The 12121-nt window shown below is 63.3% G+C and carries 13 protein-coding genes; 1 reads left to right on the top strand and 12 read right to left on the bottom strand.

Features of this window, described 5'->3' with window-relative positions:
- Nucleotide 1: 1 nt before the first annotated feature.
- From HMPREF3171_RS10580 to HMPREF3171_RS10535, 10 genes are all read right to left on the bottom strand, one after another.
- Nucleotides 2-1639, bottom strand: coding sequence for a ComEC/Rec2 family competence protein (locus HMPREF3171_RS10580; RefSeq protein ID WP_070484891.1), 1638 nt, complete (start codon nt 1637-1639; stop codon nt 2-4).
- Between the two features lie 16 nt (nt 1640-1655).
- Nucleotides 1656-2315 (bottom strand): ComEA family DNA-binding protein, encoded by a 660-nt coding sequence (locus HMPREF3171_RS10575; RefSeq protein WP_070484890.1) that lies wholly within the window; start codon nt 2313-2315, stop codon nt 1656-1658.
- Between the two features lie 91 nt (nt 2316-2406).
- Nucleotides 2407-3204 (bottom strand): DegV family protein, encoded by a 798-nt coding sequence (locus HMPREF3171_RS10570; RefSeq protein WP_070421319.1) that lies wholly within the window; start codon nt 3202-3204, stop codon nt 2407-2409.
- Entirely contained in the window at nt 3204-3836 is a 633-nt protein-coding gene (locus tag HMPREF3171_RS10565) for a histidine phosphatase family protein (protein ID WP_070484889.1), read from the bottom strand. Before HMPREF3171_RS10565 ends, HMPREF3171_RS10570 begins: the two co-directional genes overlap by 1 nt.
- 5 nt (nt 3837-3841) lie before the next feature.
- Entirely contained in the window at nt 3842-4315 is a 474-nt protein-coding gene (gene rsfS, locus HMPREF3171_RS10560) for a ribosome silencing factor (protein ID WP_070421317.1), read from the bottom strand.
- 86 nt (nt 4316-4401) lie between these two features.
- Entirely contained in the window at nt 4402-5025 is a 624-nt protein-coding gene (nadD, locus tag HMPREF3171_RS10555) for a nicotinate-nucleotide adenylyltransferase (protein ID WP_070421316.1), read from the bottom strand.
- Between the two features lie 7 nt (nt 5026-5032).
- Nucleotides 5033-5407, bottom strand: coding sequence for a hypothetical protein (locus HMPREF3171_RS10550; RefSeq protein WP_070421315.1), 375 nt, complete (start codon nt 5405-5407; stop codon nt 5033-5035).
- Nucleotides 5407-6345: a cutinase family protein gene (locus HMPREF3171_RS10545; protein WP_083279295.1), complete on the bottom strand. Its 939-nt coding sequence runs from the start codon at nt 6343-6345 to the stop codon at nt 5407-5409. The genes HMPREF3171_RS10550 and HMPREF3171_RS10545 overlap by 1 nt, the downstream gene beginning before the upstream one ends.
- 9 nt (nt 6346-6354) lie before the next feature.
- Nucleotides 6355-7641, bottom strand: a complete 1287-nt coding sequence (locus tag HMPREF3171_RS10540; protein WP_070453643.1) for a glutamate-5-semialdehyde dehydrogenase — start codon at nt 7639-7641, stop codon at nt 6355-6357.
- Between the two features lie 224 nt (nt 7642-7865).
- Nucleotides 7866-8786 carry a D-isomer specific 2-hydroxyacid dehydrogenase family protein gene (locus HMPREF3171_RS10535; RefSeq protein WP_070453649.1) on the bottom strand — a complete coding sequence of 307 codons (921 nt, stop codon included), beginning with the start codon at nt 8784-8786 and terminating at the stop codon, nt 7866-7868.
- 194 nt (nt 8787-8980) lie between these two features.
- On the opposite strand from HMPREF3171_RS10535, the gene HMPREF3171_RS10530 reads away from it, so the two are divergent.
- A complete protein-coding gene (locus HMPREF3171_RS10530; protein ID WP_070484888.1) occupies nt 8981-9469 on the top strand; it encodes a hypothetical protein in 489 nt (162 codons plus the stop codon).
- Between the two features lie 15 nt (nt 9470-9484).
- Here HMPREF3171_RS10530 and proB read toward each other — a convergent pair whose 3' ends face one another.
- Together proB and obgE are read right to left on the bottom strand one after the other, a co-directional pair.
- Nucleotides 9485-10600, bottom strand: coding sequence for a glutamate 5-kinase (proB, locus tag HMPREF3171_RS10525; RefSeq protein WP_070484887.1), 1116 nt, complete (start codon nt 10598-10600; stop codon nt 9485-9487).
- Between the two features lie 2 nt (nt 10601-10602).
- The gene (gene obgE / locus HMPREF3171_RS10520; RefSeq protein ID WP_070453657.1) at nt 10603-12108 is read right to left on the bottom strand and encodes a GTPase ObgE; all 1506 of its coding nucleotides are present in this window, start codon (nt 12106-12108) and stop codon (nt 10603-10605) included.
- Nucleotides 12109-12121: the final 13 nt, after the last annotated feature.

The raw sequence follows: 12121 nt of genomic DNA, 5'->3' as shown, positions 1-12121 counted from the left end.
CTTAAAACTCTCGCCGCGGCAGCACTTGGGTGCCATCCGGGTAGATGGCAACGTTGCCGTCGCGGTTGGGAAAGATCACGGGGATGCCCTGGTCAGTGACCACGGGTCTTCGGTGGGGGCGGCCCTTTTCAAGCACGACAACAAGCTGCGTGCCCGGCGGAATGGGCAGGGCATCTTCTTGCTTTTCGACGACATGAGCACGCAACCTGCCCACATCCACCGGCGTGCCCGCCGGCGCCTGCGACAGGACCACACCAAACCCGCACACAAGCGCCGCCGCCAGAGTGGTCTTCGGGTATCCGGCAAACAGGCCCGCGAGGAACCATCCGTAGACAACCACGACGACGATGGGTTCCGTCTCTACCGTGGCACCGGGAAACCGTGCACCGTTTTCTGCGACCACACGCACCCAATAGGCCATGGGTTCCACCACCCACAGCACAGGTGCAGCCAACCCGCCGTGGATGAGGCTGAGCAACACCGCCGCAAGGCCGAGGACGGTCACCGGGCCGGTCACCGGTGCGACGATGACGTTTGCCACCACAGAGACTAGAGAAACCCGGCCTGCCATCATGGCGACAATCGGCATCGTCGCTACGTCGGCGGCAACCGCAACGCCAAGTGCACGCACGAGAATGTCGGGCCAGCCCGTGGCAGCAAGGACGCGGTACAACAGCGGAAACAGCGCGACGATGCCCGCGGTCGCCGCTACCGAGAGCGCGAACCCGTAATGCACCGCCAGGTCTGAATCCACCAGCACTAGGCCGATCACCGATAAACACAGCGCGTGGATCGGCTCGGACTGGCGTGAAGCCAACACCGCAGTCAACCCCACCAACCCAGACACGGAAGCGCGCAGCACGCTCGGCTCGGGTCCGACCAGCGAGGCGTAGAGCAACAGCGCCGCAGCCGACGCCACGATACGGCCCCGCAGCCCCAAGCCCACTGCCGCTGCGGCAATCGCTGCGAACGTGGTCACGATTGCCACGTTCGCACCAGAGACTGCTGACAGGTGCGAGAGGCCAGTGTCGATGTAATCCTGTTGTTCCTGGCTGGTTTGCAACGAGACGTCCCCGAGCACCATGCCCGGGATCAGCCCTTGGGCGGACTCCCCCACGGTGGCCTGGACAACGCCGGCAAACGTCTCCCGGGTGTGCTGTGCAAACGCAGCCAACCCCTGCGGTGGGGCGACCACCTCAACTGACCCGTTGACCGCAATCGGGTTGATCCCAGCCATCTCCGATTCCTTCACCACGCCACGCACAACCACCTGGGCGCCGGACACGGCAGTGTCCGGCACTTCATCGACAAACACGGGCGTCAGCGTCGGGTTGCCGTCTACCTGCACGCGGACGATGAACCTGCCGGTGCTCGTCTGCTTCGGCGCGCCCGATACCCGGCCCACGAACTGACCCGCGGGCTCCCACGCCCGCGCAATGCGCAGTCGCACCCCGGTGGTCACGACGGCGGCCGCACCCATCCCCGCAATGAACACCGCCTGCCCGTAGGCGCGCAGCACCACAGCACCGATAACGGCCACCAGCACCACAACCACCGCGATGCCCACTCCGAGGGTGATCGCCACCGCAGCCGCTGCCCACACCACCAGCGCCGCCGGGACAAGCCTGATCTCCCCCACTTACCCCACGCCCCGTCTATAAGCCGACCTGGTCGCGCATTGCCGCAAGTTTCGCCGGTCCAATTCCTTTCACGTCAGTCAACGCATCTACCGACGCAAACGGCCCGTTTGCCTCACGGTGCGCCACGATCGCGGCTGCGGTTGACGGGCCGACTCCGGTAATCGTCGTCAATTCCTGCACCGATGCGGAGTTGATCGACACCACCCCACCCGCCGAAGCGCCAGCAGCGCCAGCACCGCCACCGGAATCCGTAGCGGCCGGTGGGGCGTGTTGGGAGCGGACGTGGATCTGTTGGCCGTCGACAAGCAATTGCGCATGATTGATCGAGATCAAGTCAGCATCCGGCAATGGCCGGGCCGTCTGCAGCGCATCCGCGACCCGTGCACCCTGGTTCAACGTGATCAGGCCCGGGTTTTCCACCTCACCAACAACAGAGACCACCACGGTGCCTGTGACCTCGGTGGGAGAGGCGACCTGCTCCCACGCAACGCCCTCATCATCCACGGGGCCGGATCGGGTCACCGCCCATCCGCCGACGGCGAGCAGCACTGCACCGGCGGCGGCCGCAGCTTGTTTCACAGGGATGCGCACCCGCGGCTCTGGGTAGCGCACCGTCAGGAGGTCTTCTTCCCCGGTGGGCCGGGTGAGCTCCTTGAGTCGTTCAGTGGCGTTCACACCAAAAACGCTATAAACCCCCGGCGCACTCGCCAAGGGGTCGGAAAAAATCTGTGGATAACCCGCCATCTACGGGCGACGAAAACAACAGTTATCCACAATTACGAGATGAGAACACCACCGACAGGCCGATTGCCCCTTCGCCGGTATGCATCGCGATCACCTTCACCAGCGGCTCGACCATGACCCGTGAGCCTTCCGGAAGTGTTTCGCGCAGCAGATCCGCGAGTTGCTCGGCGGCGTCCGGCGCGTCCGCGTGCTGCACTGCGGCGAAAACGGGCTCGTCGCACGCGCGCTCTTCTACCAACTCGGTGAGTTTGGCAAACGCCTTCGACTGTGTGCGAGTCTTGCCCGCGAGTTCGAGCTTGCCTTCCCTGATGTGCAGGATCGGCTTGTTTGCCAGCAGCGCAGCCGAGAGCATCGCGGTGCCGGCAGGCAGGCGGCCGGACTTGCGCAAATCGTCGAGTTGGTGCAGGTACAACCACGTTTCGGAGCGCGCGATGGTGGACTTCGCCATCGCTTCGCACTCGTCTAACGTGCCGCCTTCCGCCGCAACAGTCGCGGCTGCCATCGCTGCGGCGCCGATCGCCATGCCCGCGGAGTGCGTCTCCACGACACGGACCGTGCCTGGGAACACCGCAGAGGCGGCCACCGCAGCCGACCAGGTGGACGAGAACGTCTTGGCAAGGTGGAGGGCGATCACACCGTCGTCGCCACCACGCTCGAGCTGGCGGGCATAACAGGCGGCGAGTTCCAGCGACGACAACCCGGACGAGGACTCCCCTTCTGCGCCCTCGACGCGGTGCAGGTCAACGACGCAGATGTCGAGTTCCTCCACGACCTCCTGCGGCAACCCCGCGGAGGAATCCACCACGACGCGAACACCCATTAGTTACGGCCTCGGTTCCAGGCTTCGATGTACCACTGGGTCTTGGTGTCGTCGTCAATGCGCGGCATTGCCACCAACCGCGACGTGTTCGCGTTACCGAGCCCCTTGAACAGCGGATACTGGGACACCTCCAAACCGAGCAGCGTCGCGGTCAGCGCGGCGATGGTGCCTCCGTGCGCCACGAGCAGGACGGCAGCATTGTCCCATTCATCGTGGTCACGCATGAGTTCCATGACCACTTCGCGGGAACGTTGCGCAACGTCGATGCGGCTTTCGCCCTCTGGCGGCGCCCAGGTGGGGTCGGTGCGCCACAACGCACGAGCCCCGTCGTGGGCGGTGTCCACTTCCTCGTGCGTCTTGCCTTGCCACTGGCCAAGGTGGGTTTCGCGCAGACGCTTATCGACGACTACCTCAAGGCCCAAATCTGCCGCCACCACATCAGCCGTATCCTTCGCACGGATGAGGTCAGATGACACGATCTTGTTAATACCCAAGTGCCGCAGGTCCTCTGCCGCAGCGTGCGCCTGGGCGCGTCCGCGCTCGGACAGTTCAGTATCCAGCTGGCCCTGCATGCGGCGAGTTGCGTTATAGAGCGTCTCGCCGTGACGCAGCAAAATCAGTCGGCGCTGCATGGGTCTTAGTACTCGTCGTCCGCGGCTTCGGGTCCCTCACCTGCCAGAGGAAGGTCCTCGATGGTCTGGGCTTTGCGCAGGTCAGCTTCGTCGCCAAACGCTGCGGGACGCTCGTAAGGCTCGAGCCCTTCGACCTCAATGGCCGGGCAGTCTGCGTACAGGCGGTCCAGGCCGTAGAACTCGCGCTCGGCTTCGCGCTGGATATGGACCACGAAGTTGCCGTAGTCAAGCAACACCCAGCGGTTTTCGCGGTTGCCCTCACGGCGCTTCGGCTCAACACCCAGGTCGGTCAGGTCGCCTTCGACCTCTTCAACAATGGCGGCAACCTGGCGTTCGTTATCTGCAGAGACGATGACGAACACGTCGGTGATCGCCATGACGTTAGACACGTCGATAACAGCGATATTGGTGCCGAGCTTCTCGTCGGCGGCCTTCGCGGCTACCTTGGCGCGGTCAATGGAGATCTGCGGGGCAGTCAAGTGGCAATCCTTATTCAGGTCATGGACAAATCAACTGGGCCATTGTCCCACGTATGACCGCAACATTTCCAGTTCAGGGGTCGCGCCTAGGGTGCGTAGAGCGAATTCTTCGCGATGTACTGCACCACACCGTCCGGCACCAGGTACCAAACCGGGCGCCCGTTGGAGGCGCGCTCGCGGCAATCGGTCGAAGAAATCGCCATGGCGGGAATCTCCACGAGGTGCACGCGTTCCTGGATATCCGCAGGCAGCATGTCTTCGCGCAACTCGTAGCCGGGGCGCGTCACGCCGACGAATTCGGCGAGTTCAAACATTTCTTCCCAGTCGTGCCAGGACATGATCGACGCCAACGCGTCCGCGCCCGTGATAAAGAACAGGGCCTCGTCCGGGAATTGTTTTCGTAGGTCCCGCAGGGTGTCAATCGTGTAGGTGGGTCCCCCACGGTCGATATCCACCCGTGAAACGGAGAAGCGCGGGTTGGACGCGGTGGCCACCACGGTCATCAGATAGCGGTCTTCCGCCGGACTGATGTGCCGGTCGGCCTTCTGCCACGGCTGGCCGGTGGGTACGAAGATGACCTCGTCGAGGTTGAAGCGATCCGCCACCTCACTCGCGGCAACGAGGTGGCCGTGGTGGATCGGGTCGAACGTGCCACCCATCACCCCGATGCGCCGGGCGTTGTCCAGCGATGCCGCGTAGTGCTCAGCCATTGGGTGTTTACCTCAATCCTGGCAGTGGCTGGATGTTAATCGACTCAATAAACAGCAAAGACATGCCGATGACGCCTGCGACCAGCGCGCCGAGAATACCCAGCACCGTGCCGATGATCACCGGACGATTCGACTCGTCAGCCCACTTTGCCTTGTTGGAGCTGCCCGGCTGGGACACGGTCTCCGTGACACAGATCTGCTCGCCCTTGCTGTTGGTCACCGGGACGGGGTTGCCGCCCTCCTCATCAACTTTCCACTGGCACGTTTCCTTGACGGTTTTCGTTTCCTCGGTCTTGCGCACAAACTCTGCGGCCGAGGCAACAGTAGGCGTCGCGCCAGCCAACAACGCGGCAGCGACAGTAGCGGAAATGATGCGGTTCATTAGCGGTAGCGTACCTGATCAACAAATCGGCCGAAAGCATCCGAGACTTGGTTGTCCCAGCGCGATGGCCAACGGAAGTAACGCGCGTGGTTGCCACCAGTTGGCTGGGATGCCTGCAGCGTCTGAATGGACAGGTCACACACGGAGTCCTGCGGCAAGCAGTAGTTCACGCGGTTCGGGGTCGCCCCTGCGGTCTTGGTGTTAAACGGCAAGAAGCCAAGCATGCCTCCGGCACCACCTGCTGGCACGCCGACGGTGGACCAATCCCCCGCCGCCGTGTTCGGGTTGCCAAAGTAGACCACACCCGCCAACTGGCCACGGCGTGCCAGTTCGCGCTCGTGCTCAAGCAGAATCATCGCGCCTTGCGAGTAACCGGACAGGATGTACTTCGGGCGGCAACCACTGCGATGCTCGTAGTCATTGACCATCTGCATCACACCGGTGCGTCCGATCTGGACCGAATCCACGAACTCTGTGGCTACTCGCCTTGCCATCATCCACACCGGGTTGGCGTACTGCAGCGCAAGAGCCAGTGCCTGCAGGATGGTGCTTGGTACGGCAACCGACGGTACGTCGTATTCGGGGAACGTCGCCGGGTAGTAGCGCGGCTCCAGGCCGATGACCTCGACGTCCTTCATCAGCGAGTTACCGCCGTGGGTGGCTGCGTAGCGACGCTCCGCATGCTGCAGGAACGCACGAATCGTCTCACCCTCCCAACCGTTGGAGGTCCACGGCGCAGCCCACGAATACTTCGTGCGGTAAATCTGCGTGTTCTGGCCCGAGCCGCGGGCAGCGATGACGGCGACCGCCGGACAGCGCGTCTGCGCGTCTGCTTCGGGGGTCGGTGCGACGGGGCTCAACGTTGCGGTCACAGCCGTCGCAATAGCCGTGGCAAACAGCGCAAACTTGGCGCGAATGGAGGTCCGGGATTTTAGCACGCCGATAGACTAGCGCACCTGGCCGTTACCTTCCAGAATCCACTTCGTGGTGGTCAGCTCCGGTAACGCCATGGGTCCGCGCGCGTGAAGCTTTTGTGTAGAGATGCCGATCTCTGCACCCATGCCGTATTGCTCCCCATCCGTGAATGCGGTCGAGGCGTTGAGGACGACGGCGGCGGAGTCGACGGCGGCAGCAAATCGTCGCAAAGCATCTGCGTCTTGGGCTGCGATCGCATCCGTGTGGCCGCTGGAGTAACGCGCGATGTGCGTGGTCGCACCATCGACGCCGTCAACGATGGCGCTTGCGATGTCCATGCTGAGGTATTCCTCGGCGAAGTCCTCCTCCGTTGCGGGTTCTACGGTGGCACCGAACGCAGCATGCTTATCGACGTCACCATGCACCACCACACCAGCCTCCTGCAGCGTCGCGATGATGGTGTGTTTGTCGGTCTCGGACAGGTGGGCGTCGATAAGCACCGTCTCTGTCGCGTTGCACACGCTGACCCGGCGCGTCTTGCCGTTGAGCAGCATCGCGATCGCCTTGTCCAGATCTGCGGACGCGTCGATGTAGAAGTGACAGTTGCCAGTGCCGGTCTCGATGGTGGGCACGGTCGCGCCGGTCACCACCGCGTTGATCAAACGTGCACTTCCGCGCGGGATGACCACGTCCACCAGCCCGCGGGCGGTGATGAGGTCCTGGACAGAATCGTGGCTCTCACATGGCAGGAGCTGCACGGCCTCGCGCGGCAAATCGTTGGCAGCGAGGACGTCCTGCAACACGGCGACGAGCGCCTCGTTGGAGTGGCGCGCCGTCTTGGAGCCACGAAGCAGGGCCACGTTGCCCGACTTCAGCGCCAGGCCGAACGCGTCGACGGTGACGTTCGGGCGTGCCTCGTAAACCATGCCCATCACGCCGAGCGGGACGCGCACCTTCTTCATCTGAATCCCGTTGGGCAGCGTACGTCCGGTAAGCACCTCGCCCACCGGATCCTGCAGGCCCGCAACCTGGCGCAGCCCCCCGGCGATGCCGTCGATGCGTTCCTCGTCGAGCGCCAGCCGGTCCAACACCGACTCCGCCAGCCCGTTCGCGCGACCTTCTTCGATGTCGCGCGCGTTGGCTTGAAGGATTTCACCTGCGCGCTCGGCCAGTGCCTGCGCTGCCGCCAACAGCACCGCATCCTTCGCCGGTGTCGGCAGCACCGCAATCGTCGGGGCGACATCCTTGGCACGCTGTGCTTTCTGCAGTACCTCGTCGCGCTCGGCTTGGCGTTGCTGATCAGTCTGTTGGGCAGTCATGCGGCAATCGTAGCGTTAATGCAACTGCCAAGGTCTTGACACCGACAGTGGGCTGGCGCACCATTTTTTCATGTCCGACAAGCACACGCCCGACCCTGAAAACGTAAAACGATCAGAAGCCTTAGCGCGACTTACCAAACTTCCCCGGGTGGACACCGGGCAAGAATCCGTCGCAGACGCGGTGCGCTCAGAGCGGGACTCTGCCGCACTGACGTAGTGGTGATCTAGTACCCGGCCTCGACGTCGACCTCGGTCGACATCTTCTCCCCCGCTTCGAAGAGGCCCCAGTTCTTCAACGCCAGCGCCCCGATGCGGCGTTCCATGTACCGCGGGATATTCGCGGTGTGCGGCGTGATCACACAGTTATCCAGGTCCCACAGCTTGTGGTCCGCCGGCAGCGGCTCCGGCTCCGTCACGTCAAGACCAGCGCCACGGAGCTTGCCGTTAACCAGTGCGTCGGTGAGCGCCTCCGTATCAATCAGCGGACCGCGCCCAACATTGACGACGACCGCCGTGTCCTTCATCTGCTCAATCCGATCAGTGTTCACCATGTGGCGGGTCTCCTCCGTCAACGGGGTGAGCAGCACAAAGTAATCGTGATCGGCCCAGACCTCGTCGGCATCCTTCATGGCAACGGTCCGGTCCGCACCGTCCACCGGGTTGCCCGAGCGGTTCACGGCGGTGATCTCCATACCGAACGGCTCCAAGAAGCGGATCAGGGTTTTACCGATACCACCAGCACCAATCAGGGCGAGCTTCTTGTTATCGAAGAGGTACTCCTTCTCTTTGAACAGCTGTGTGTTGTTCCACTCGCGGTCCACGGCCTTCATACGGTGCTCCACGGCAAGCAGGAGGGCGAGGGTGGATTCGGCCACGGTGTCGTCGTAAAGCCCACCCGCATTAGCAAAGCGCACACCGTTGGCCGCATGTTCAGCCAGGATGCCAGCCTCCAGCAAACCCTCGATGCCGGCGTACTGGATCTGCACGACCTTCACGCTGTCGGGCAGCTCATCCGGGAAATCCTTCGGACCGCCGCCGAACAGCACGAGGTCAGGGTTGTCCTCGAGAGCGACATACTCATGGCCCTGTGCCTCCAGCGCGGCGATGGGCTCGTCTTTGGGCTTTGGCAAATACGTGAACTTCATGCCTGCCCAGAGTACGGAAGAACCCGACCCCCGGCACCGACATTGGAACTATTCGAGTGTCCACGATCGCACGGGCGCCACCCCTGTAAGGAAGTTAACAGTGCCCGTCAAGAATTCCTCAAGAAAACTCATGTGATCACACCTATAGGACCTGTAGTGTTTCCCCGACACCTGTAGAAGAAAGTGCATTGCCTATGACAACTCCCCTCTCACCCGAGCTCGTGATCTACATGATGGAAAACGGCTACCGCCAGGTAGAAATCGCCCGTGAGTACAACGTTTCCCGCCAGTACATTCATCAACTGGCAAAACAAGCCGGCTACACCTCTCCAATCACCACCGTCCAAGAGAACCTGCCCTGGGACGTCGATCCGGCCCTCACCAAAAACGCCACCTTCGTCGCATTCCGTCTCATCGGACACGAAATGGTCGCGCCCGGGAAACTGACGAACGAGTCCCGCGAACGAGCCAACGGACTCATCAAGCGCCTGCTCCAATTCGACGTGGTTATCGACTACGACCCGTCCTACCCACCTGTCGTAGGCCTAACGAGCCTTCCGGGATTCGCATACCTGCCACGCACAGCTAGCGACGAGAACTTCCTAATGAAGATCAAACCCGAAACCCGAATCACCCCGCTGGGCCAGAAGATCTGGCGTATGCCCACCGAACTGTTCCGCTAACGCCTACAGCCTGGACTACAACCTGGACGCGTAGTTGCTTAGGTAGTCCGCGTGGACCACGGGGCGACGCTGGTGTTCGGGCAACTCGTCGGAGTGGCGCCCCAGCATCCCGGCGAGTTCGGCGGCGTCGTACGCCACCTCACCGCGGCCGATCGCTTCGGAATCGGGGCCGAGAATCTCCACGATGTCACCAGCGTGGAACTCGCCTTCGATCCCGGTGATCCCCACCGCGAGCAGGCTCGTGCCGCCACGGGTCACGGCCTCGACCGCGCCTTCGTCCAGGCGCAGCACTCCCTCCGCGTCTGCTGCATAGAGCGCCCAGAACTTCCACGCCGAAAGTTTCCGGCCCGGGCGCGTATGGAACACGGTGCCCACCTGGCCGTGGTCGAGTGCGGCGTCGATGTTCTCCGTTGCAGTGAGCAGCACCGGCACGCCGCCGCGCGCCGCCAGGCGAGCCGCCGACACCTTCGCAGCCATGCCGCCAGTGCCGAAAACGCCGCCGTCGCCGGCTTGGACGGCTTCGAGGTCCTTGCCGGTTCGGACTTCGTCGATACGCACTGCCCCAGGCTCAGCCGGGTTGCGGTCATAGAGCGCATCCACGTCGGAGAGCAGCACCAGCGCGTCCGCAGCGATGAGCGTAGCGACGATCGCCGACAACCGGTCGTTATCACCAAAGCGCATCTCAGAGGTGGCAACCGTGTCGTTTTCGTTGACAATCGGCACCGCCCCCATCTGACGCAGCCGCTCGAGTGTGCGCTGCGCGTTGCGGGCGCGCTCACGCGAACCGGCATCCGACTGGGTGAGCAGCACCTGGCCGGTCGTGCGGCCGTAGCGCGCAAACGAGGCACCCCACACCTGAGCCAGGTGGATCTGGCCAACCGAGGCTGCGGCCTGCTTCGTCGCCAAATCACGCGGGCGCGTCTTCAACCCGAGTGGGACCATGCCGGCGGCGATCGCACCGGAGGACACGACAACCACGTCGGTACCGCGGGCGATGCGTGCTTCGATCGCGTCGACGATGCGATCGATTTTTGCTGGGGATACCTGCCCGGTGTCGTCGACAAGCGAACTGGTGCCTAGCTTCACCACAATGCGGCGCGCGGACGCGATCTGGCTGCGAAGATCCGACATCCCTATCCCTGCCAGCGCTCGCGATCGGCCTCTTCGCCGGTGCCGTAGTCGTACTCGTCGATCAGGCCACGACGAGCCTGCGATGCACGCTTGCGCTCCGCCGAGGACACACGGTCGGTGCCGCCAAGACGCGCGTCCTGACCACGGCCGGCAAGGGTCGGGTCGCCACCAATCGACGGCTCCCAGTCAAAGGAGATCTCACCAATCGTGACCGTATCGCCCTCTTCCGCGCCGAGCTTGCGCAGCATTTCCTCCACGCCAGCTTTGTTCAGACGGTCAGAGAGGTAGCCGATGGCCTCGTCGTTTTCAAAGTCGGTCTGGCGGATCCAACGCTCCGCCTTCTCACCGGTAACCAGCCAACCCTCCGGGTACATCGGGTCGCGGGTGACCTCGATGCCGCCACGGTTGGAACGACCCACCGCGCGCGGACGGATCACCTCAGCCTCAGCAGTGCGCTCCGGCTTCGGGCGAGCCTTGCGGGCCTTCTTCACAATCTCCCACATCGCCCACTTCAGCTCATCAAGACCTTCGCGGGTGGCGGTGGAAATCATGTAGATCGGCCAGCCGAACTTCTCCTCGATGTCGTCCTTGAGGAACTCCGCGAGCTCCTTAGCCTCCGGCACGTCCATCTTGTTCAGCACCACAATGCGGGGACGCTCGCGCAGATCGCCCAGGCCGGTGTCCATATCCAACGCCTCGGCGTAGGTATCCAATTCGTGCTCCAGCGCCTCGATGTCAGAGATCGGGTCGCGCCCCGGCTCCATCGTGGCCACATCCACGATGTGGGCCAGCACGGCGGTGCGCTCGATGTGACGCAGGAAGTCCAGACCAAGCCCCTTGCCCTGGCTTGCCCCCGGAATCAGCCCGGGCACATCGGCGATGGTGAACGTGTCATGGCCAACGTTAACCACACCCAGGTTCGGCGCGAGCGTGGTAAAGGGGTAGTCCGCAATTTTCGGCTTTGCCGCGGAGAGCACTGCAATTAACGACGACTTCCCCGCCGACGGGAAACCCACCAGGCCCACATCAGCCATGGACTTCAGTTCCAGGATCAGGTCCAGCGCTTGGCCCGGTTCACCCTTGAGCGCGAAGCCCGGTGCCTTGCGCTTGGCGGTAGCCAGCGCAGCATTGCCCAGCCCACCGAAACCGCCTTCTGCAGCGATGAAGCGGGTGCCAGGCACGGTGAGGTCTGCGAGCACCTCGCCCTCTTCGCTGCGCACAACGGTGCCGACCGGCACCTCGAGCACGAGATCCTCGCCGCGTGCACCGTTGCGCCAATCACCCGCGCCGTTGCCACCACGCTTCGCCTTCACATGCGGGCGGTATTGGAAATCCAGCAGGGTGTGGACCTGTGTGGAAACCTCAAGGATGATGTCGCCACCGTGGCCGCCGTTGCCACCGTCCGGTCCGCCGAGGGGTTTGAACTTTTCGCGGTGGACGGACACACAGCCGTGGCCACCATCGCCGGCTTGGAGGTGCAGGGTGGCACGGTCAACGAATTGAGCCATGGTTGTTTTCCGC

The sequence above is a fragment of the Corynebacterium sp. HMSC08F01 genome, assembly GCF_001807545.1.
GTDB classification, from domain to species: domain Bacteria; phylum Actinomycetota; class Actinomycetes; order Mycobacteriales; family Mycobacteriaceae; genus Corynebacterium; species Corynebacterium coyleae.
Note: the sequence above shows the minus strand (reverse complement) of the source record. Positions and strands in the feature narration are given on the sequence as shown.

What these genes read in the sequence shown, in the direction of transcription:
- HMPREF3171_RS10550 (WP_070421315.1), bottom strand. Translation starts at nt 5,407, where the DNA reads ATGAACCGCATCATTTCCGCTACTGTCGCTGCCGCGTTGTTGGCTGGC.
- proB (WP_070484887.1), bottom strand. Translation starts at nt 10,600, where the DNA reads ATGTCGGATCTTCGCAGCCAGATCGCGTCCGCGCGCCGCATTGTGGTG.
- obgE (WP_070453657.1), bottom strand. Translation starts at nt 12,108, where the DNA reads ATGGCTCAATTCGTTGACCGTGCCACCCTGCACCTCCAAGCCGGCGAT.
- HMPREF3171_RS10565 (WP_070484889.1), bottom strand. Translation starts at nt 3,836, where the DNA reads ATGCAGCGCCGACTGATTTTGCTGCGTCACGGCGAGACGCTCTATAAC.
- HMPREF3171_RS10540 (WP_070453643.1), bottom strand. Translation starts at nt 7,641, where the DNA reads ATGACTGCCCAACAGACTGATCAGCAACGCCAAGCCGAGCGCGACGAG.
- HMPREF3171_RS10535 (WP_070453649.1), bottom strand. Translation starts at nt 8,786, where the DNA reads ATGAAGTTCACGTATTTGCCAAAGCCCAAAGACGAGCCCATCGCCGCG.
- HMPREF3171_RS10530 (WP_070484888.1), top strand. Translation starts at nt 8,981, where the DNA reads ATGACAACTCCCCTCTCACCCGAGCTCGTGATCTACATGATGGAAAAC.
- nadD (WP_070421316.1), bottom strand. Translation starts at nt 5,025, where the DNA reads ATGGCTGAGCACTACGCGGCATCGCTGGACAACGCCCGGCGCATCGGG.
- HMPREF3171_RS10570 (WP_070421319.1), bottom strand. Translation starts at nt 3,204, where the DNA reads ATGGGTGTTCGCGTCGTGGTGGATTCCTCCGCGGGGTTGCCGCAGGAG.